Source organism: Pseudomonas sp. P8_241 (assembly GCF_034008315.1).
In the GTDB taxonomy this organism is placed as follows: domain Bacteria; phylum Pseudomonadota; class Gammaproteobacteria; order Pseudomonadales; family Pseudomonadaceae; genus Aquipseudomonas.
Genome location: NZ_CP125377.1, coordinates 35,900 through 56,576, shown reverse-complemented (window position 1 = coordinate 56,576; position 20,677 = coordinate 35,900). Strand labels below are relative to the sequence as shown.

Below are 20,677 nucleotides of genomic sequence, written 5' to 3'. Positions count from 1 at the left end.
AGGTTCGCGATAGACGTCAATCCAGCATCAACACCTTGGCCAGCACAATCTTCGGCCCTTTCATTTTCTTGATGATGATGCGCAGACCTTCGACTTCCAGCACTTCTTCCTCTTCCGGCACCCGCTTGAGGCTCTCATAGACCAGCCCGGCAAGCGTTTCTGCTTCCACGTGGTCGAGGTCGATGCCCAACAGGCGCTCAACCTTGAACAGCGGCGTATCGCCCCGGACCAGCAGCTTGCCTGGTTGATACGCAAGAATGCCGCGTTCGGCCTTGCGGTGCTCGTCCTGGATGTCGCCGACCAGCACTTCAAGCACATCTTCCATGGTCAGGTAGCCGATGATGTTGCCGTCGGCCTCTTCGACCACGGCGAAGTGCGAACCGCCCTTGCGGAATTGCTCTAGCAACTGTGACAGCGGCATGTGCCGCGACACGCGCTCCAGCGGGCGGGTCAGTTCGGCGAGGTTGAACGACTCCGGGATGTGGTCCAGGGCCGCTAACTCAAGCAGCAGGTCCTTGATGTGCAGCAGGCCGACAAACTCCTGGCGCTCGCTGTCGTACACCGGATAACGGCTGAACTTGTGGCGACGGAACATCGCCAGGATTTCCTTGAGCGGTGCGTTGAATTCCAGGGTCACCAGGTCTTCGCGGGAGTTGGCCCAGTCGACCACTTCCAGTTCGCCCATTTCCACTGCCGAAGCCAGCACACGCATGCCTTGGTCGCTGGGGTCCTGGCCACGGCTGGAGTGCAGGATCAGTTTCAGTTCTTCACGGCTGTAGTGATGCTCGTGATGCGGGCCGGGTTCACCCTGGCCGGCGATGCGCAAAATGGTGTTGGCGCTGGCATTGAGCAGGTAAATCGCTGGGTACATGGCCCAGTAAAACAGGTACAGCGGCACGGCGGTCCACAGCGACAGCAATTCGGGTTTGCGGATGGCCCAGGATTTCGGAGCCAGTTCGCCGACCACGATGTGCAGGTACGAAATGATGAAGAACGCGGTGAAGAACGACACGCCCTTGACAATCTCGGCCGACTCGACGCCGACGGCGCTCAGCAACGGCTCAAGAATGTGCGCGAAGGCCGGCTCACCGACCCAGCCAAGACCCAGGGACGCCAGGGTAATACCCAGCTGACAGGCCGACAGGTAGGCATCGAGCTGGTTGTGCACGGTGCGCAGGATGTGCCCGCGCCAGCCGTTCTGTTCAGCGATGGCTTCGACCCGGGTCGAGCGCAGTTTGACCATGGCAAATTCCGCCGCAACGAAGAATCCGTTGAGCAAAACCAGGATCAAAGCAAAAAGAATCATGCCGAAGTCGGCGAAAATTGTAGCGAGGGTAAAGCCAGGGGAAGGGTCCATGATGGAGTTTTGCGGGTTCCGTGTAATTCGAAAGGAAAGGAAAAGTCGTGCCTGAAAGGCAGGCACAAGTCAGCCAATGTAGCGGCTGACTTGGCAATTGCCTAGTGGCGCGTGCTGGCCGGTATCAATCCGTGGCGCTGATGGCCCGTGTTTGAGTGACCTGGGCCGGTGCAAAATGGCAGGTAAAGGTGCTGCCGTGGCCGGGTACGCTGCTGATTTCCATCCGCGCCCGGTGTCGTAACAAAACGTGTTTCACGATCGCCAACCCCAGGCCGGTGCCGCCGGTATTGGAGTTACGGCTGGAATCAACGCGATAGAAGCGTTCGGTCAGGCGCGGCAAGTGTTTAATGTCGATGCCGATTCCTGAGTCTTGCACGCTCAGATGTGCGCCCTGGTCATCGCCCCACCAGCGAATGCGGATACTGCCTTCGGCCGGGGTGTACTTCACCGCGTTGAACACCAGGTTGGAAAACGCGCTGCGCAATTCGGCTTCGCTGCCCTTGAGCAGTATTGTCGGATCGGCTTCCAGGGTGATGCGCTGGTTTTTGTGCCCCGAGAGCTGCTGGGCATCGCCCTTGATCGATTGCAGCAAACTGTCGATGGGCACCGGTTGGTTGTCCGACGGGTAATCGGTGGCTTCCAGTTTGGCCAGCAGCAACAAGTCGTTGAGCAGCGTTTGCATGCGCCCGCCCTGTTGCTGCATTTGCTGCAAGGCACGGCTCCAGCGCGGGTTCACGTCCTCGACGTTGTCGAGCAGGGTTTCCAGATAGCCGCAGATCACCGTCAACGGTGTGCGCAGTTCATGGGAAACGTTGGCAATGAAGTCTTTGCGCATCTGTTCCAGCTGATGGATGCGCGTGACGTCGCGCACCAGCATCAGGTGCTCGTTGTTGCCGTAGCGGGTGATGTACAGCTGAATGCGCACGCGATCGTTGGTCGGTGAAGGAATCTCCAGCGGTTCGGCGTAATTGTCCTGCTCGAAATACTCCTTGAAGCGCGGGTGGCGCACCAGGTTGGTCACTGGCTGACCGCTGTCTTGCGGGGTCTTGAGGCCCAGCAACGTTTCAGCGGCGCGGTTCCACCATTCCAGATTGCCGTCGGTATCGAGCATGATCACCGCATCTTTCAGCGCGGCGGTGGACTCCTGAACGCGCTCGATCACCGCTTGCAGACGCCCCCGTACGCGTTGGTCGCGGCGCTGCAGGTGATAGATGCTGTCGAACACTTCGCCCCACAAACCGTAGCCGTCAGGTGGCGCTTCATCGGGTTTATGCAGGCGCAGCCATTCGTGCAGGCGCAGCAATTGTTTGAGGGTCCAGGCCAGGTAAAGACCCAGGCCTGCGGCGAGGCTCCAGCCGTAATAGCCGGTGATCAGGCCGATCACCAGGCAGGCGGTGACCAGCAGCAGCATGTGGCGAATCAGGGTGCCATGCCAGTTTTGGTTCACGGAAAATTTGCGTCCTTGTCAGCGAGTCTGGCGGTTGGATCAGGCCTTGGTCGAGAACCGATAGCCAGTGCCGCGCACGGTTTGTACCAGATTTTCGTAAGCATCGCCGAGGGCTTTGCGAAGACGGCGGATGTGCACGTCGACGGTTCGCTCTTCAACGTAGACGTTGCCGCCCCAGACCTGATCAAGCAACTGGCCACGGGTGTAAGCGCGCTCCTGATGGGTCATGAAGAATTGCAGCAGGCGGTATTCGGTCGGGCCCATTTCCGCAGGACGGCCATCGATGGTCACGCGGTGGCTGATCGGGTCCAGCAGCAGGCCGCCGACTTCGATCGGGGCTTCGCCATCGGTCGGACCGGCGCGGCGCAGCACGGCCTTGAGGCGCGCCACCAGTTCTCGCGGAGAAAACGGCTTGGTGATGTAGTCGTCGGCGCCGACTTCCAGGCCCTGGATCTTGTTGTCCTCTTCGCCCTTGGCGGTGAGCATGATGATCGGAATATCCCCGGTCAGCTCATCGCGCTTGAGACGACGGGCCAGCTCGATGCCGGAGGTGCCGGGCAGCATCCAGTCTAGCAGGATCAGGTCCGGTTTACGGTCGACGATAATGGCGTGGGCTTGCTGAGAGTTTTCAGCCTCCAGGCAGTCATAGCCGGCCATTTCCAACGCAACGGCGATCATTTCGCGAATGGGCGCTTCGTCGTCGACGATCAGAATGCTCCTGCCAACCATGCCTTAATCCTCTTGTCATTTAACTGTCTTGTGCCGCATTAGATAACGGAATTATTGCAGTCGTGTGACAGTATTTTAGACACCCGGCGATTGGCTGGATCCTGGACTAAGCTCTAAGTCCGAATCCTGACAACCACAAAAGGAAGGTTTCCATGACACAACACTCGCATTCCTTCAAAGCGTTGCTACTGGCGGCCGCGCTGCTCTTGCCTTCGATGGCCTTTGCTGCCGAACCGGCGATGATGAAAGACGGCATGATGACCGACCATAAAGGCATGACCTTGTACACCTTCGACAAGGACACGGGTGGCAAGTCGGTGTGCACCGGGCAATGCGCAGAAAACTGGCCACCGCTGAAAGCCGAAGCGGGCGCCAAGCCTGAAGGTAAATGGACAGTCATCACCCGTGACGACGGGACGATGCAGTGGGCTTACGGTGGCAAACCGCTGTACTACTTCGTCAAGGACAAAGCGCCCGGGGACATGACGGGCGACAAGATGAAAGACGTCTGGCACGTCGTCCGCGAGCATATGTAAATCCAACAATGATCGCAGCTTTCGTAGGAGCTGCCGCAGGCTGCGATCTTTTCAACGGTCACCGCAAGGCATAATCCAGCACAATCCCGACAAAAATCGCCAACCCCGCCCAATGGTTGTGCAAAAACGCCTTGAAGCAACGCATCCGGTCCTTGTCGCGGGTGTACCAGAACTCCCACGCAAAGCAGCCCGCCGCCGTCAGCAAGCCGAGGTGGAACCAGCCGCCAAGGTCGAACTTCGACCCCGCCAGCAACAGGCAGCCCAGCGCCAAACCTTGCAAGGTCAGGATGATCGCCCGGTCCGCGTCGCCAAACAGAATCGCGGTGGATTTCACCCCGATCTTCAGGTCGTCATCGCGGTCGGTCATCGCGTAGTACGTGTCGTAACCCACCGTCCACATCAGGTTGGCGATCCACAGCAACCAAGCGACAGCCGGCAATTCACCGGTTTCTGCGGTGAACGCCATCGGCATGCCCCAGGAAAACGCCGCGCCCAGCACCACTTGCGGGTAATAGGTGTAGCGCTTCATGAACGGGTAACTGAACGCCAGCGCCAGCCCGCCCAGCGACAGCCAGATCGTGGCAGCGTTGGTGCACAGCACCAGCAGGAAACTCACGCCCATCAGCAGCGCAAAGAACACCAGCGCTTCTTTGGAGCTGATCTTGCCGCTCACCAGCGGGCGCTGCTCGGTGCGTTTCACGTGGCCATCGACCTTGCGGTCGGCCCAGTCGTTGATCACGCAACCGCCTGCGCGGGTCAGCACCACGCCGAGGACGAAAATCACGATGTTCGCCAATGAAGGCGAGCCCTTGCCCGCAATCCACAACGCCCACAGCGTCGGCCACAGCAGCAGGTAAATGCCGATCGGCTTGTCCATGCGGGTCAACTGAATGAAATCCCAGGCCCGTGGATTCAAGCGGTTCAGGGACTTGAGCAGGCTCTGGTACATCAACGGTTCTCCGGTTGGACGCCGGCGGCGTTCCACAGGGTCGGCAGGAATATTTCAGCCACCAGGATGCTCAACGCACCCCGATCGAAACGCGAACGGCGGCCCCATAATTCAGGTGCCCGCACGTCGCTCGGCAACCACGCTTGCGGGTAATGGCAAACCTCAATGGCCTGGCGCTGGAACGCCCGGTCGCAAAACAGCAACTCACCCAGCGAACGGCTGCCCAGTTCGTCCATGTGCAAGCCGTCGCCTTGCAAGGCACTGCGTGATGCCACGCTGCGGGCGAACACCCACGTTTCGCCATGACCACGCAAATACACCTCGCGCACCCAGCCTTCACTGCCTTCGGCCAGGTCCAGCGCAGCGCATTCATCGGTGCGCAGCGGCTGCCAGCCTTCGAACAACGGCGTGACGCTGAAGGCATCATTCGACAGGTGAATAAGGCGTCGGGTCAGCGAGCCTTTGTCAAAAAGCCAGTCCAGAATGGGGGCGTCGGGCAGGGGCGCCAATCGGCTGCGGGAGAGCCAGAGCGGGGCCGGGGAGGGGGAGTCTGTGTGATGCACAATGAGTCATTGTTGGCAGCAAATGAGGCGGCGAGCTTACCATGTCAGCCACCGATATTGATTCAACGGCCCGCCGTTGCGCCGAACAGGCTTGCATCTACCGGGCTCGATCAGTACAAAACGCGCTGAGCCGGACGGCAGCGCTTCAACCATCGACCGTCCGCGCCGGCAAAACGCCTGAAACCTGAGGAAGTACCTGAATGAAAAAGTGGCAATGTATCGTCTGCGGCCTGATCTACAACGAAGCCGACGGCTGGCCGGATGACGGCATTGCGCCTGGCACTTTGTGGCAGGACGTGCCCGAAGACTGGCTGTGCCCGGACTGCGGCGTGGGCAAAATGGATTTCGAAATGATCGAAATCAACTAATCAAACATTGGGAGTTGGGAATGAACGCACCTGTCGTAATCGTTGGCACCGGGCTCGCTGGCTACAACGTGGCCCGCGAGTTTCGCAAACTCGATAGCGAAACCCCGCTGCTGCTGATTACCGCCGATGACGGCCGCTCTTACTCCAAGCCGATGCTCTCCACCGGTTTTGGCAAAAACAAAGACGCCGATGGCCTGAGCATGGCCGAACCCGGCGCCATGGCCGAGCAACTGAAGGCCGAAGTGCGCACCCACACGCGCATCAGCGGCATCGACCCGGGCCACAAGCGCCTGTGGATCGGCGAAGAAGCGGTGATCTACCGCGACCTGATCCTGGCTTGGGGCGCCGAAACCGTGCGCGTTCCGATTGAAGGCGACGCTGCCGATTGCGTGTTCCCGATCAACGACCTCGAGGACTACGCCCGTTTTCGCGCCGCAGCGGCCGGCAAACGCCGTGTCTTGCTGCTCGGTGCCGGCCTGATCGGCTGCGAATTCGCCAACGACCTGACCTTGGGTGGCTACGAAGTGCAACTGGTCGCCCCGTGCGAACAAGTCATGCCGACCCTGCTGCACCCGGCCGCCGCCGCCGCCGTGCAGGCTGGCCTCGAAAGCCTTGGCGCACGTTTCCACCTCGGCCCGGTGCTCAATCGCCTGCAAAAAGTGGCGGACGGCCTGGAAGCGCACCTGTCCGACGGCCAGGTGATCCCCTGCGACGTGGTGGTCTCGGCCATTGGCCTGCGCCCACGCATCGACCTGGCTGCAGCGGCGGGCTTGCAGGTCAATCGCGGGGTGGTGGTCGACCGCCACCTGCAATCCTCCCACGCCAACATTTACGCATTGGGGGACTGCGCCGAAGTCGACGGCCTGAACCTGCTGTACGTCATGCCCCTGATGAGCTGTGCCCGGGCGCTGGCCCAGACCCTCGCCGGCAGCCCGACCGCTGTGACCTATGGCCCGATGCCAATCACCGTGAAAACCCCGGTGTGCCCGTTGGTGGTTTCCCCGCCACCACGGGGCGCAGAAGGTATTTGGACCGTCGAAGGGCAGGGTACCGACATCAAGGTTTTATGCCGCGATGCCTCGGGCAAACTGCTCGGTTATGCCCTGACGGGCGCGGCCGTGATGGAAAAACTGGCCCTGAACAAAGAGCTTCCGGCTCTGTTGGCGTAAATACTGGTCGTTCTGTCGGAATCACCCCCCTTTTGCCCCAACAATGGCCGCGCCGATACTGGCGCGGGGCCTCACTGCGTGCCATCCTCACTCCCGTCTGCCGCAGAGTAGAGCACCTGCGGCGCTTTGGGCGCTGCTCCGCAGAGAGCAGCACGGACATAACAACAACAAACCGTCAAAGGGGCTTCACTCACATGCGTAAACCAGATCTCGCCGCCGCCATTGCTGAAAAAGCAGACCTCACCAAAGAACAAGCCAACCGCGTTCTCAACGCCGTGCTGGAAGAAATCACCGGCGCCCTGCACCGCAAAGACAGCGTAACGCTGGTGGGCTTCGGCACCTTCCTGCAACGCCACCGCGGTGCCCGCACCGGCAAAAACCCGCAAACCGGTGAACCCGTCAAAATCAAGGCCAGCAACACCGTAGCGTTCAAGCCAGGCAAATCGTTGAAGGACAGCGTCAATCCGTAAATGATATCTACCTCTCGCGTCTTGCGAGACGGCATTAAAAATGGGCACGCCAACCAGGTTGGGTGCCCATTTTTGTTTCTGGCTTTAAACAACGGCCTGTTGATTTTTGTGTGTTCGGTGTGGGAAGTGCGTATTCACGTGATGAAAACATCAGAAAATTTGAGGAAGCATCTGACAACTTTTTAGGGTTGGCCGTCGGAAGCGCGGAGGTTAGCGTGATAACTCCAACTTCTCACGGAGATACACCATGCCCTATGTCACCCACTCAGGCGCTGGATCAGAGTCCGAAAGCGGCATTGCATACGCATCCACTTCTTCAAAGAAACCGCAGGACGCGGTCGACCGTGCGTTGGACTACTACTTGAAGCCGACAACTGTCATGGCCACCGTGCATGCGCCGAGCTCAATTTTTGTTGTTGCACCTGACGTCGACAATGAAACGCTACTAGCCCATGCCTGCGAGTCATTAGCGTCAGCAAGTGTGATGGCGAGTGAATTTGCCGGGGTATTGGAGGGCGTGCATCGAAATACCATGTTAGCCCTTCAGCAGGTACTCATGCTGGGTGAGCTCGCGGTAAATCGAGTGTTGGACAATGTTCATAAACCGTAAGGTTCATAGGGGGGGGCGTCCCATCAATGTTCTTCAGACTTCGCTTGAAAAGTGAAATGAAAAAATCATGACTTGGTAGTCATCATGGGGTAATTGTCGGACATCTTCCGCTAACGCAACGCGATACTGGAGTTATTGTCCGAAGTCGATACACTGCCCGGGCCGTTCATTTTACTTTTGAGGCTGTACAGATGAAATTTCGTTTTCTGCTGTGGATGCTGGGTTTGTTGATGGGGAGGGCAAGCCGGTCCAATCCGGCGTTTCAGCAGCAGTTGGGGGACAAAGACCTGGTGTTTCAACTGCAGACCCTGGACGGCAAGGTGGCGCGGCACTTTCGTGTGAAGGGTCAACGCATCACCAGTCAGTCCGGTGTACATGCCGAGCCTGCGTTCGCGATTGCCTTCAAAGACGCCGCGTACGGCTTTGCCACGATGCAGGCGAAAAACAAGCAGCTGGCGTTCATGACGGGGATTCAGGACAAGTCGATTCAGATCAAGGGCAATCCGGCGCTGGTGATCTGGTTCCAGGGCTTGACCAAGTATTTGAAACCGAAGAAGGCGTAGGCCCGAGCTTGCTTTGGGCGGCGTTCCGACGAAGAGATCAAGCGCGCCACGTTTATCCAGGATATGCGCGTCATCGTTGACGATTTCGCGGGCAAGCCTGCTCCTAAAAGGATTACCTGAATCCTGTATGAGCGGGCTTGCCCGCGATGCTTTTCAGCCCTGGCTGAATTGCGAAGCGAGTTCACGCAGCAGCACTTCGGCTTCCAGCACTTTGCTGACGACGTCTTCGGCTTTGCTGCGGGTCAGGCCCAGGCGTTCGAGCAGGGCGTCGGGTATGTCTTCGTCCGGGCCGGAGCCGATGCCTCGGCTTCGCAGCAGTCGCAACGACAGGCACACCAGATTCGGGTACTCGGCATAGTCACCGTCGTAGTTGGCATCGTGCTGGAAGCGCAGGGCGGTGGCCAATTCCTCGGGCATGTCCCAATGGCGCATCAGCCACGAGCCGATCTGCTCACGGCTGATGCCCAGCAGGTGTTGCTCGATAAAGCTGTGGCACAGGTGCGGGTTGACCTCCAGGTGGCGGCAGATCAGCGAGAAGTGCGGCGGGAACACGTGGGCCAGCAGCAAGTAGCCGAAGTTGTGCAGCAGGCCTGCCAGGTAGGTCAGGCCGGCTTCCGGGCGCTGGGCGCGTGGCATGGCGCGGGTCAGGCCTTCGATGACGGCGGCGGTGTAGATCGATTGCTGCCAGTACGGTGTGGAGTGTTGCGGCTGGTCCTTGGGCAGGCTCAGGGTTTTGCCCAGGGCCAGGCCCAGCGCGAGGTTAATCACCAGATCGAAACCGAGCACACGCACAATGGCATCTTCTACCGAACGAATCTTGCCCGGCGAGGCGTAGTACGGCGACGCCGCCCAGCTCACTACTTGTGCCGCCAAAGCCGGGTCGGTTTCGACCACGCCGGTGATGTCGTCGATGGTGGCGTTGGGGTCAACACGCAGTTTGATGATTTTTTGCGCGGTTTCGGCCAGCGGAGGGATTTCGATGGTCGCTTCCAGACGCTGCTGGATGCGTCGCGCGGTGAACGCTTGAACAGCCTGGGTGATTTCCTGGCGATCGTCACCCGGACGGTCGAGGTTCGGTCGAATGCAGGTCAGGTTTTCGCCGAAGTTGGCGGCGCTGGCCTTGGTCAGCATGGTCTTGAAGTCTTCGCTGGCGATTTCCAGCAACACGCCCGGCTCACCCGAGTTGACCAGTAACTTCGGTTCGCGCAGCAGGCTTTCGTCGTACAGGCATGGCGCACTGGTCAGTGCCGGCAGGCCCGGCAGCAGGCTGAGGTTGTGCTTGCCCAGCATCTTCACCAGGCGCTCGTTGGAAACGGCAGTGAGGCGGCGCCCGGTGAGTTCGGTCAGACGATTGAGGTCCAGCAGCTGGTTTTGCGCAAACAACACCATCAGCGTGCCAACGCTGTCATCGAGCAGCACGGACTGGATCTTGCGCGCGGCGTTGAGGCCGTGGTGATCCAGCACTTCTTCGTAAGCGATGCCTAGCTTGTCCAGCATCAGCCGAATGACCGACGGAGCGTGCGGGGAAGCGGGTGCGAGGGCAACTTCGGTCATGGTCTGTATCCGGACTAAAACAATGGCGGGAGTATAACCAGCTTGATTAGCGCGATGCTTCAGAAACTGAGACGGTGCTCACACTTGGCCGTATTGCTGCCCATGCCGTAACCAGCGGTCGAGTAGCGGGCTGACGTGGTCCGGCCAGCGCTCCAGCAAGGCTTGTGCGGCGTCGCGCACGGCGGGCAGCAAGTCGGCGTCGCGCATCAGGTCGGCGACTTTGAATTGCAGCAAACCGGTTTGCCGAGTGCCGAGCATTTCGCCGGGGCCGCGCAGTTCGAGGTCTTTTTCGGCGATGACAAATCCGTCGTTGGTTTCGCGCATGATGCCCAGCCGCTGACGGCCGATCTGCGACAGCGGAGGATGGTAGAGCAGCACGCAATGGCTGGCCGCGCTGCCCCGGCCGACGCGGCCGCGCAACTGGTGCAGCTGCGCCAGGCCCAGACGTTCCGGATTTTCAATGATCATCAGGCTGGCGTTGGGCACATCCACGCCGACTTCGATCACGGTGGTAGCGACCAGCAGTTGCAGGTTACCGGCCTTGAATTCGGCCATCACCGCAGCTTTTTCGACGGGCTTCATGCGGCCATGGATCAACCCGACCTTCAGCTCGCCGAGTGCGGCAGTGAGGTCTTCGTAAGTGGTTTCTGCTGCTTGGCAGGTCAGCTCTTCGGACTCTTCAATCAGTGTGCACACCCAGTACGCCTGACGTCCTTCGGCACACGCACCGCGGACCCGTTCGATAACTTCGACGCGTCGGGTGTCGGTGATCAGTACGGTATTGACCGGGGTTCGGCCGGGCGGTAATTCGTCGAGGATCGAAGTGTCGAGATCGGCGTAGGCGCTCATCGCCAACGTGCGCGGGATCGGGGTGGCGGTCATGATCAACTGGTGCGGACACATGCGTCCTCCAACGCCTTTTTGCCGCAACGCCAACCGCTGTTGCACACCGAAACGGTGTTGCTCATCGATGATCGCCAATGCCAGATTCTTGAACTGCACTTCGTCCTGGAACAGTGCGTGGGTGCCGACCACCATCGGCGTGCCGCTGGCAATTTGCTCCAGCGCGGCAATGCGGTTCTTGCCCTTGAGCTTGCCGGCCAGCCATGCGACTTCGATGCCCAGCGGTTCGAGCCAGCGTTTGAAGGTGATGTAGTGCTGCTCGGCGAGGATCTCGGTGGGCGCCATCAGCGCGACTTGATAACCGGCCTCCAGAGCCTGGAGCGCGGCAAGGGCGGCGACCACGGTTTTACCCGCGCCGACGTCGCCTTGAATCAGCCGCAGCATTGGCTCGTGCTGGCTCAGGTCGTAGGCAATTTCGTTGCCCACCCTTTGCTGGGCACCGGTTGGTTCAAAGCCGAGATTCGCCAGGTATTTGGCTGGCAGTCGGGTGGCTTTGGGCATGGCGGGTGCCCGCAGGGAGCGCATGCTTTCGCGCAGGCGCTGCTGTGACAGTTGATGGGTCAGCAGTTCCTCGAAAGCCAGGCGGTGTTGCGCCCAATGATGACCGAGCGCCAGTTCATCCACGTCGGCATCGGCGGGTGGGTTGTGCAGGTAGCGGATCGCGTCGGCCAGCGGCGCCAATTGATAGTCCCGGGCCAGCTCTTTGGGCAGCCAGTCGGGCAGGCTGCTGGGGCCGAGCAGGGTGAGGGTCTGCATGCACAACTGGCGCAGGCGTTGTTGGGTCAGGCCTTCGGTCAGTGGGTAGACCGGGGTCAGGGTTTCATCCACGGGCGGTGGCTCGTCGCCGGTGATGGCGCGGTATTCCGGGTGGTAGATTTCAAGCCCCGAAGCGCCGGGCCGGGCCTCGCCGTAGCAGCGAACCCGCGTACCGCGTTTGAGGCCTTCTTTCTGCGCGTTGCTGAAATGGTAGAAGCGCAGGCTGAGCCCGCCGGTGCCGTCCTGCAAGCGCACGACAAGACTGCGGCGCCGACCCATGACCACATCGGCACCGCTGACGGTGCCTTCGACGACGGCGTCTTGCCCCGGTCGCAAGTGGCCGATCGGCACCACGCGGGTGCGATCCTGATAGCGCAGCGGCAGGTGAAACAGTACGTCCTGAAGATTCTCCAGGCCGACTTTGGCCAACTTCTCGGCCATGGCCTCGCCGACACCCTTGAGTGCCGTCACCGACACTTGCGACAACTCCGTCATAACAACGGCTTAACCGGCAGCGACCGGTGCCGCTGGCTTGGCCACCGAACACAGGCGAATGGAGTCAGCGAGGATTTCAATCGCCTTCGGGCGCGGGAAGCTTGCGCGCCATGCAATCGCTACGGTTCGGAACGGCACCGGTGCCGAGAGCGGGCGCACTTCGATCACGCCGGGGGCGTAGTGATGGCTGTCGACCGCCGACAACGGCAGGATCGAGATGCCAAGACCGGAGGCCACCATGTGACGGATGGTCTCCAGGGAGCTGGATTCCACGGTAGTGTGTTTGGCGCCGTCGCTGCCTTTGGCAAGGGTCGGGCAGGCTTCGAGCACCTGATCGCGGAAGCAGTGGCCTTCGCCGAGCAGCAGCAGGCTCTTGTCGTTGAGCAGACTGGCGTCGATGGATTCTTTTTGTGTCCACGGGTGTTGGGCCGGCATGAGGACATAGAACGGCTCGTCGTAGAGCTGCAAGGTCAACACGTCAGCTTCGTTGAACGGCAGGGCGATGATAATTGCATCGAGCTCGCCGTTGCGCAGTTTGTCGCGCAGCACGTGGGTGAAGTTTTCTTCGATGTACAACGGCATCTGCGGGGCGACCCGGTGCAGTTGTGGAATCAGGTGTGGGAACAGATAGGGGCCAACCGTGTAGATCGCGCCGACTTTCAGCGGAGCGGTCAGCTGGTTCTTGCCGGCTTGGGCCAGTTCGCGGATGCCTTGGGCCTGCTCCAGCACTTTTTGCGCCTGGGCCACGATGCCTTCGCCGACCGGGGTCAGGCGCACAGCGCTTTTGCTGCGCTCGAAAATCAGCACACCGAGTTCGTCTTCAAGCTTTTTCACGCCCACCGACAGAGTCGGCTGGCTGACGTGGCAACGCTCGGCCGCATGGCCGAAATGCTGCTCTTGGGCGAGGGTAACGATGTAGCGTAATTCTGTGAGGGTCATAGCAAGCGTCCATGAAGTTGCACGCCAAGCATAACGGCTGCAATCGATAGACGCACGTTATCAGACTGAATGCGTCAAGTGACACCGGGCAATGCCGGTTTGCCGCTGGCAGATAGGCAAAAAGGCACCTTTCGGTGCCTTTTCTTGTGCAAATGAATCCCCTGTAGGAACTGGCAAGTCAGCTCCTTCAGGATTCGATGTTTACCGCCGGCGTTTTTCCAGCGAGTACACAAACGGTGCAACGATTTCGATCGAGCCGTTGGTCAACATGTCGGCCGGCGGCTTGGGCAGCGGTTGGGCACGACGGATCATTTCCAGGGTCGCTCGGTCCAGATCCGCAGTACCTGAGGCGCCGACCAATTCAAACGACAACACATTCCCTTCCCCGTCGACCACGAAACGCAGACGGTTCATGCCTTCCTTGCCCCGCGCCTGTGCACTGGCAGGGTACTTTTTGTACTTCTGCAAGTGTGCCAGCAGCGTGCCTTGCCAGCTGGCTTTGGCCGCCAGTTGAGCGGGCGAAGGGCCTGGAGCAGGCTGAGCGGACTTCTCCGTCGGAGCTTGAGTCTGCTGGGTTTCGGCAGGTTTTTCTTCAGACGGTTTTTCCTTCGGCGGCTCGGGTTTTTTTTCTACCGGCTTGGGTGGCTGCGGCTTGGGCTTGGGCTTGACCGGCTTGGGCACGGCAATTTCGGCTTTCGGCGCTTCGGCAAGCTTGGGTATCGGCAGTTCTTCAACCGGAGCCGGTGGCTGCGGAGGCGTGACGACTTTGGGCGGTGCCGGCGGTGGCGGGGCGGGAACGGGTGCCAGTTCGACCATCATTGCCTGGGGGGGCAGCTCGATGGGCGGGCGGGCAGACCAATTCAGCGCCAGCGCGATGGCCAGTGCGTGAACGCCCAGCACCACGGCCAGGCTACCGCTGTAACGCGTCAGCTTATGGCGCGTCGTGATCATTTCTTGGCTGCCGTCTCGAGTCCAACCAGACCCACTTTCAGGTAACCGGCCGAGCGCAGGTTATCCATCACGCTCATCAGGTCGCCGTAATCCACACCTTTATCGGCCTGGAAGAAGATCGTTGTGTCTTTCTTGCCTTGGGTCCTGGCGTCGAGGGTGGCGCCGAGTGCTTCGGCCTTCACTTCCTCTTCACCGAGGAACAGGCGCTGGTCAGCCTTGACGCTGAGGAACACCGGTTTTTCTGGCCGCGGCGCCGGTTTGGCGGTGGACGCGGGCAGGTCGACCTTGATGTCCACGGTGGCCAGCGGGGCCGCCACCATGAAGATGATCAACAGCACCAGCATCACGTCGATGAACGGCGTGACGTTGATTTCGTGGTTTTCGGACAGATCGTCGTCTGCCCCTTCTTTCAAATGCAGGCCCATGGCCGATTACCCCACTTTCACCATGTGCGGTTGCGAGCTGCTGCGCTCAGGCTGGTGGTCGAGGTCACGGCTGACCAGCAGCAGGACCTGCGCCGATGCGTCGGACACCTGGGCTTTGTAACCGGCGATGGAGCGGGCGAAAACGTTGTAGATCACAACGGCGGGAATCGCTGCAACCAGGCCCAACGCTGTGGCCAGCAGGGCTTCGGCGATGCCGGGGGCCACGACGGCGAGGTTGGTGGTCTGGGTTTTGGCGATGCCGATGAAGCTGTTCATGATGCCCCATACCGTACCGAACAGGCCGACAAACGGCGCGGTGGAGCCGATGGTGGCGAGTACGCCGGTACCGCTGCTCATGTTGCGACCACAAGCCGCGACCAGGCGCTCAAGACGGAAGCTGACGCGTTCCTTGATGCCTTCTTTTTCGCGGCTGCTGGCCGAGAGGCGCATTTCTTCAAGGGCGTCGTGGACCAACAGGTTGGCAAGCGTGCCTTCCTTGGCCGCGGTAGCGCTGGCCTCTTTCAAGGTGGCGGCTTTTTTCAGGTGGGCGATTTCACCGCGCAGACGACGTTTGGCGCCAATCAGCTCGAAGCCCTTGGCGATCCAGATGGTCCAGGTGATGATCGAGGCGATGGCCAGACCGATCATCACGATTTTTACGATGATGTCGGCGTTCTGGTACATGCCCCAAGGCGACAGGTCATGGGCCATGCCCAGTGTGTTGTCTGCTTCGAGGACTTCCGGCACGTCTTCACCCAGGGCGTCTGCCGGTACGGCTTGTGCTGGATCGGTCGCAACGGGAGCAGCGTGATCGGCTGCAGCAGGTGCGGTAGCGGCTGGCGCAGTGGCAGGTGCCTGGGCATCAGCGAAAGCGGCGACCGGCGCCAGCATCAGACTGAGGAACAGGGCGGCCACCGCGCTCCAGGCGCGAGGTCGATTGGTTGGCGAAGCGGAGAAATGATTGCGTGTCATGCTGGGCCGGACCTGAGTGAAAAAAACGGATGATGTTCTTCCAGGCCTCGAAAGGCCGAGAACAAAAGTGGGGCGTATTATTGCAAGTAATTCTTGTTAACAAAAGTAATAGAGTATCTTTTTTTCCTGCATTGCTAGCCGCTCGTCTATTGCCAGCGCTAGTCTGTCCGTTTCCTAGGGGAGTTTTTTGATGTCCGCGCCTTCTGTTTTGATCGCCGGTTGCGGTGATGTCGGCAGCCGTCTGGCCACCCAATTGCTGAACGCCGGGTGGGAAGTTCATGGCCTGCGGCGCGACGTTTCACGCTTGCCTGAGCGGGTCATCGGCGTTGCCGGTGACTTGTTCAACAAGGATTGCCCGGCCACTTGGCCGATTGGCGCGGTGGACTATCTGGTGTATTGCGCGGCGGCCACCGATCACGATGAGGCTGGTTACCGCGCGGCTTATGTCCAGGGTCTGGAGCATGTGCTGGAGTGGCTTAACGACTACGGGCAAATGCCCAATCGCCTGTTGTTCGTATCCAGCAGCAGTGTTTATGGTCAGCAGGAAGGTGAGTGGGTCGACGAGACTTCACCGGCTGTGGCCAGCAGTTATTCAGGGCGTGTGATGCTCGAAGCCGAGCAGGTCGCCCTTAAAAGCGGTATCCCGGCCAGCGTCGTGCGTTTGACCGGTATTTATGGTCCGGGCCGCGAATGGCTGCTGACACAGGTGCGTCGGGGGTATCGCGTGGTAACCGATCCGCCGTTGTATGCCAACCGTATCCACGCCGACGACGCCGCAGGATTGATGGCGTGCTTGCTGGAGGCGGATCGTCGTGGCGTGGCGCTGGACGATTTCTATATAGGTGTCGACGACGCGCCAGTCGCACTGGCGGATGTGGTGGGCTGGTTGCGGGAGTATCTGGGTGTGACGGAATGGGCCGATGACGCCAGCGTGCGTCGAACTGGAAGCAAGCGGTGCACCAATGCGCGGTCAAAAGCGTTGGGCTGGACGCCGACGTATCCGAGTTTTCGCGAGGGGTATGCGGCGATTCTTGAGGGGCGTTGCTGATTTCCTGACAACCCGCACATTGTAGGAGCCGGCTTGCTGGCGAAAGCGGCGCACAACCAACATTGATGTTGAATGTAACGACCCTTTCGCCAGCAAGCCGGCTCCTACAGTGGGCTCAATTCAAGCTCGGATCACTGCTTTTCCAGTAACCATTTGCGATCACCCGGCGTGTACGAAGGCATTTCGTCTGCCTGCGCGGTGTTCACGGTCTGGAAAATCTCCAGCTCCTTACCCTTGCGCGCAAAGATCCAGGCGTTACCTTGGCCGTTGAGTTGCAGCCACATGTTGTCGTTGCCGCCGCTCATGGACGCACAATCGCCGGCCAGGCACAGGGCGTAGCGATCACTGCCCGGCAGGCCGGTTACCTGGCCGTCAGCCTGGAATTTCACCTTGCCGCCTTCACCGGGGCCGCTGACAATAGCCCAGCTGCCACCCATGTAAGCGGAATACAGCGCTCGTTCAAAGCTGGCACCCATCGGTGCGCCTTCGGGTACCTGGATCTGTACGCGGTCGAAAATTTGCTCAGGCTCATTGTCGCTGGCGGCCTGGCTCAGTTGTTTGCCGTCCCGCTTCAGCTCACTGGCCGAGCTGCCATAAAAATCGACTTTCCAGGCGCCGGACTGTTCGCCCAGCAGCTTGCCTTCGACATTCTCAAAACCATTGGTGTAGCGGGCCTGGCCGGCCTTGGTGTTGACGTCCCATTCCAGGTTAGGGCCATAGGCCTGGAGCGCTTCGCGCAAGGGAACACCTTTGGCTGCTGCGTCGATCGCGACCTGGTTGATCCAGGTACCGCTGATATCGCGGTCGGCAGGGTCGCTGGCACATCCGCCCAGAAACAGGGCGAGCAGCGAGAGAGCAAGCGCATTGCGCATTGTGGAATCCTTTCAGACTTTCTTTACAGCCGAGCAGTCGGCGCAGCCCTGGGCTGCGCCGTACGCATTACTCGATGACCAGGATGGCATCCATCTCAACCTGCGAACCCTTTGGCAGGGCTGCAACGCCGATGGCGGCGCGGGCTGGGTATGGCTGGTCGAAGTATTTGCCCATGATCTCGTTGACCTTGGCGAAGTGGCTCAGGTCGGTGAGGAAGATGTTCAGCTTGACGATGTCCTTGAACGAACCGCCGGCAGCTTCAGCCACGGCCTTGAGGTTCTCGAACACCTGGACGGTCTGGGCTTCGAAGCCTTCAACCAGTTCCATGGTTTTTGGATCCAGCGGGATCTGACCGGACATGTAAACGGTGTTGCCAGCCTTGATCGCCTGGGAGTAAGTACCGATGGCGGCCGGGGCCTTGTCGCTGGTGATAACAGTCTTGGTCATGTAGGACTCCTTGTAATGAGGGGGGCTTAGGCGCGCATGCGGGTGATTCGAATCACCCCGGTCAAGGCGCGCAGTTTCTTGATCACGCGGGCCAGGTGCACGCGGTCGTGCACGCTGACCACCAGTTGGACCACGCTGATGCGACCATCGCGTTCATCCATGCTGATTTTCTCGATATTGCCGTCGGCCGCGTTGACGCTGCTGGCCAGCAAGGCGATCAGCCCGCGCTGGTGTTCCAGTTCGACGCGCAGCTCGACGTTGAATTCGCCGGTGACATCCTTGGCCCATGAGAGCTGGATGCATTTTTCCGGATTGTGGCGGATTTCGGTGATGTTGCGGCAGTTGTCCAGGTGCACAACCATGCCTTTACCCGCAGACAGGTGCCCTACAATCGGGTCGCCTGGAATCGGCGTGCAACACTTGGCGTAGCTGAGCACCAGGCCTTCGGTGCCGCGAATCGCCAGCGGACCTTCCGGGCTTGGCAACTGTTCGCCTTCGCCCAGCAGCCTGCGGGCCACCACATAGGCCATGCGGTTGCCCAGGCCGATGTCTTCGAGCAGGTCTTCGATCAATTCCAGGCGGTACTCGGCGAGCATCGCCTTGACGCGCTCGGCCGGGATTTTTTCCAGCGAGCTGTCGAAACCGTTGAGGACCTTGTTCAGCAGGCGTTCGCCGAGGCTGACCGACTCGGAGCGACGTTGCAGTTTAAGCGCATGACGGATGTGCGTGCGCGCCTTGCCGGTAACCACAAAGTTGAGCCAGGCCGGGTTCGGCCGCGCGCCTGGGGCGCTGACGATCTCGACCGTGGAACCACTTTGCAGCGGTTCGGACAGCGGCGCGAGACGACGGTTGATCCGGCAGGCGATGCAGCTGTTACCCACGTCGGTGTGCACCGCGTAGGCGAAGTCGACCGCAGTGGAGCCTTTGGGTAGCTCCATGATCCGGCCTTTGGGCGTGAATACGTAGACCTCGTCCGGGAACAGGTCAATCTTCACGCTTTCGATGAATTCCAGCGAGTTACCGGCGCGTTGCTGCATCTCCAGCACGCCTTTGACCCACTGGCGGGCGCGGGCGTGAGTGCCTTTCGGCTGCTCGTCGCCACTGGATTTGTACAGCCAATGGGCCGCGATGCCATTGTTGGCCATCTCTTCCATTTCGCGGGTGCGGATCTGGATCTCGATCGGAACACCGTGCATGCCGAACAGCGTGGTGTGCAGCGACTGATAGCCGTTGGCTTTGGGGATCGCGATGTAATCCTTGAAACGCCCCGGCAACGGTTTGTACAAATTATGAACAGCGCCTAATACGCGGTAGCAGGTGTCGACCTTGTCGACGATGATCCGGAACGCGTACACGTCCATGATCTCGTTGAAGGCCCGACGCTTGCCGCGCATTTTCTTGTAGATGCCGTAGAGGTGTTTCTGACGACCGCTGACCTCACCCTGGATGCCATCGATGGCCAGGCAGTGGCTGAGGGACTCTTCGATCTTGTTGACGATTTCCTTGCGGTTGCCCCGGGCGCGTTTCACGGCCTGGTAGATCCGCGCGGAACGCATCGGGTGCATGGCCTTGAAGCCGAGGTCTTCGAATTCTATGCGAATGGCGTGCATGCCCAGCCGGTTGGCGATGGGCGCATAGATTTCCAGGGTTTCCTTGGCGATGCGCCGGCGTTTTTCGCCGGACAGCACTTCCAGCGTGCGCATGTTGTGCAGGCGGTCGGCCAGCTTGACCAGGATCACGCGAATATCGCGGGCCATGGCCATGGCCATTTTCTGGAAGTTTTCGGCTTGTGCCTCGGCCTTGGTCTCGAAGTTCATCTGGGTCAGTTTGCTGACCCCGTCGACCAGTTCGGCCACGGTTTCGCCGAACTGCGCTTGCAGCGCTTCCTTGGCAATGCCGGTGTCTTCGATCACGTCATGCAGCATCGCAGCCATCAGGCTTTGATGGTCCATGTGCATGTCGGCAAGAATATTCGCCACCGCGAGTGGGTGCGTCACGTACGCCTCACCGCTACGGCGGCGTTGACCGTCGTGGGCTTGTTCGGCGTAAAAATACGCTCGGCGGACCAGGTTGACCTGGTCGTTGCCGAGGTAGGTCGATAAGCGATCGGCGAGGGCGTCTATGCTCGGCATGATGTCTCCTGCCGCAAGCTGTAATCCCGCGCCGTGCTACGTCGACCAGGCATAGGCTTAGACGGCCTCGTTGGACTCGTCCTCGAACGCTGCGAACAGCGGTTCGTCTTCGACGATTTCGGCGTTGGCGATGAACTCGTAGCTCATCAGGCCTTCCGCGATTTCACGCAGGGCTACAACGGTAGGCTTGTCGTTTTCCCACTGGACCAGTGGCTCTTTGCCGCCGGTGGCCAGTTGACGGGCACGCTTGGTAGAGAGCATGACCAGCTCAAAGCGGTTTTCCACGTGTTCTAGGCAGTCTTCAACGGTTACGCGGGCCATGGTATTCCTCGGAGCGAATGCAATATGCGCGCTGCCCGGTTGGGCGAGCGGACTCGACAGTTTAAAAAATCACCAGCGTTTAGGGAAGCGCTGATTTTTT

General features: G+C 60.1%; 22 protein-coding genes. 7 read left to right on the top strand and 15 right to left on the bottom strand.

Annotated elements, in window-relative coordinates:
- Nucleotides 1–16 precede the first annotated feature (16 nt).
- The 3 genes from QMK58_RS00290 to phoB all read right to left on the bottom strand — a co-directional run bounded on the left by QMK58_RS00290 (nt 17) and on the right by phoB (nt 3,533).
- Nucleotides 17–1,357, bottom strand: coding sequence for a hemolysin family protein (locus QMK58_RS00290; RefSeq protein ID WP_053163915.1), 1,341 nt, complete (start codon nt 1,355–1,357; stop codon nt 17–19).
- Nucleotides 1,358–1,481: 124 nt separating this feature from the next.
- The gene (gene phoR / locus QMK58_RS00285) at nt 1,482–2,768 is read right to left on the bottom strand and encodes a phosphate regulon sensor histidine kinase PhoR (RefSeq protein ID WP_320396571.1); all 1,287 of its coding nucleotides are present in this window, start codon (nt 2,766–2,768) and stop codon (nt 1,482–1,484) included.
- A gap of 75 nt (nt 2,769–2,843) precedes the next feature.
- On the bottom strand, nt 2,844–3,533 hold the full coding sequence (gene phoB, locus QMK58_RS00280) for a phosphate regulon transcriptional regulator PhoB (RefSeq protein ID WP_003229608.1): 690 nt from the start codon (nt 3,531–3,533) through the stop codon (nt 2,844–2,846).
- 152 nt (nt 3,534–3,685) lie between these two features.
- Here phoB and QMK58_RS00275 point away from each other — a divergent pair, with 152 nt between their 5' ends.
- Nucleotides 3,686–4,069: a hypothetical protein gene (locus QMK58_RS00275; RefSeq protein ID WP_053163911.1), complete on the top strand. Its 384-nt coding sequence runs from the start codon at nt 3,686–3,688 to the stop codon at nt 4,067–4,069.
- A gap of 58 nt (nt 4,070–4,127) precedes the next feature.
- On the opposite strand, the gene ubiA is transcribed toward QMK58_RS00275, so the two are convergent.
- Both ubiA and QMK58_RS00265 read right to left on the bottom strand, forming a co-directional pair.
- Entirely contained in the window at nt 4,128–5,018 is an 891-nt protein-coding gene (gene ubiA, locus QMK58_RS00270; RefSeq protein ID WP_053163908.1) for a 4-hydroxybenzoate octaprenyltransferase, read from the bottom strand.
- On the bottom strand, nt 5,018–5,581 hold the full coding sequence (locus QMK58_RS00265; RefSeq protein WP_320395738.1) for a chorismate--pyruvate lyase family protein: 564 nt from the start codon (nt 5,579–5,581) through the stop codon (nt 5,018–5,020). The genes ubiA and QMK58_RS00265 overlap by 1 nt, the downstream gene beginning before the upstream one ends.
- A gap of 200 nt (nt 5,582–5,781) precedes the next feature.
- Here QMK58_RS00265 and QMK58_RS00260 point away from each other — a divergent pair, with 200 nt between their 5' ends.
- From QMK58_RS00260 to QMK58_RS00240, 5 genes are all read left to right on the top strand, one after another.
- Complete coding sequence (locus QMK58_RS00260) at nt 5,782–5,949, top strand: rubredoxin (protein ID WP_003437744.1); 168 nt, start codon at nt 5,782–5,784, stop codon at nt 5,947–5,949.
- Between the two features lie 20 nt (nt 5,950–5,969).
- Nucleotides 5,970–7,118 (top strand): NAD(P)/FAD-dependent oxidoreductase, encoded by a 1,149-nt coding sequence (locus QMK58_RS00255; RefSeq protein ID WP_320395737.1) that lies wholly within the window; start codon nt 5,970–5,972, stop codon nt 7,116–7,118.
- A gap of 194 nt (nt 7,119–7,312) precedes the next feature.
- Nucleotides 7,313–7,588 (top strand): HU family DNA-binding protein, encoded by a 276-nt coding sequence (locus tag QMK58_RS00250; RefSeq protein ID WP_003195589.1) that lies wholly within the window; start codon nt 7,313–7,315, stop codon nt 7,586–7,588.
- A 247-nt stretch (nt 7,589–7,835) separates the two neighbouring features.
- A complete protein-coding gene (locus tag QMK58_RS00245; RefSeq protein WP_320395736.1) occupies nt 7,836–8,198 on the top strand; it encodes a DUF6124 family protein in 363 nt (120 codons plus the stop codon).
- Between the two features lie 191 nt (nt 8,199–8,389).
- Nucleotides 8,390–8,761, top strand: a complete 372-nt coding sequence (locus QMK58_RS00240) for a hypothetical protein (protein WP_053163904.1) — start codon at nt 8,390–8,392, stop codon at nt 8,759–8,761.
- Nucleotides 8,762–8,914: 153 nt separating this feature from the next.
- On the opposite strand, the gene QMK58_RS00235 is transcribed toward QMK58_RS00240, so the two are convergent.
- The 6 genes from QMK58_RS00235 to exbB form a co-directional block, all read right to left on the bottom strand.
- A complete protein-coding gene (locus tag QMK58_RS00235; RefSeq protein WP_320395735.1) occupies nt 8,915–10,315 on the bottom strand; it encodes an aminoacyl-tRNA deacylase and HDOD domain-containing protein in 1,401 nt (466 codons plus the stop codon).
- 78 nt (nt 10,316–10,393) lie between these two features.
- On the bottom strand, nt 10,394–12,469 hold the full coding sequence (gene recG / locus QMK58_RS00230) for an ATP-dependent DNA helicase RecG (RefSeq protein ID WP_053163902.1): 2,076 nt from the start codon (nt 12,467–12,469) through the stop codon (nt 10,394–10,396).
- Nucleotides 12,470–12,478: 9 nt separating this feature from the next.
- Entirely contained in the window at nt 12,479–13,408 is a 930-nt protein-coding gene (locus QMK58_RS00225; protein WP_053163901.1) for a hydrogen peroxide-inducible genes activator, read from the bottom strand.
- A 201-nt stretch (nt 13,409–13,609) separates the two neighbouring features.
- Nucleotides 13,610–14,359 (bottom strand): energy transducer TonB, encoded by a 750-nt coding sequence (locus QMK58_RS00220; protein ID WP_320395734.1) that lies wholly within the window; start codon nt 14,357–14,359, stop codon nt 13,610–13,612.
- Nucleotides 14,356–14,784: a TonB system transport protein ExbD gene (exbD, locus tag QMK58_RS00215; protein ID WP_053163897.1), complete on the bottom strand. Its 429-nt coding sequence runs from the start codon at nt 14,782–14,784 to the stop codon at nt 14,356–14,358. The genes QMK58_RS00220 and exbD overlap by 4 nt, the downstream gene beginning before the upstream one ends.
- Before the next feature lie 6 nt (nt 14,785–14,790).
- Nucleotides 14,791–15,756, bottom strand: coding sequence for a tonB-system energizer ExbB (exbB, locus tag QMK58_RS00210; protein WP_053163895.1), 966 nt, complete (start codon nt 15,754–15,756; stop codon nt 14,791–14,793).
- 190 nt (nt 15,757–15,946) lie between these two features.
- Between exbB and QMK58_RS00205 the strand changes: the two genes are divergently transcribed.
- A complete protein-coding gene (locus tag QMK58_RS00205; protein WP_320395733.1) occupies nt 15,947–16,804 on the top strand; it encodes an SDR family oxidoreductase in 858 nt (285 codons plus the stop codon).
- Between the two features lie 131 nt (nt 16,805–16,935).
- On the opposite strand, the gene QMK58_RS00200 is transcribed toward QMK58_RS00205, so the two are convergent.
- From QMK58_RS00200 to rpoZ, 4 genes are all read right to left on the bottom strand, one after another.
- Nucleotides 16,936–17,676, bottom strand: coding sequence for a hypothetical protein (locus tag QMK58_RS00200; protein WP_320395732.1), 741 nt, complete (start codon nt 17,674–17,676; stop codon nt 16,936–16,938).
- A gap of 67 nt (nt 17,677–17,743) precedes the next feature.
- Nucleotides 17,744–18,124: a RidA family protein gene (locus QMK58_RS00195; RefSeq protein ID WP_003229509.1), complete on the bottom strand. Its 381-nt coding sequence runs from the start codon at nt 18,122–18,124 to the stop codon at nt 17,744–17,746.
- Nucleotides 18,125–18,150: 26 nt separating this feature from the next.
- Nucleotides 18,151–20,256, bottom strand: coding sequence for a bifunctional GTP diphosphokinase/guanosine-3',5'-bis pyrophosphate 3'-pyrophosphohydrolase (spoT, locus tag QMK58_RS00190; RefSeq protein WP_053163889.1), 2,106 nt, complete (start codon nt 20,254–20,256; stop codon nt 18,151–18,153).
- Between the two features lie 57 nt (nt 20,257–20,313).
- Nucleotides 20,314–20,577: a DNA-directed RNA polymerase subunit omega gene (rpoZ, locus tag QMK58_RS00185; protein ID WP_003177259.1), complete on the bottom strand. Its 264-nt coding sequence runs from the start codon at nt 20,575–20,577 to the stop codon at nt 20,314–20,316.
- Nucleotides 20,578–20,677: the final 100 nt, after the last annotated feature.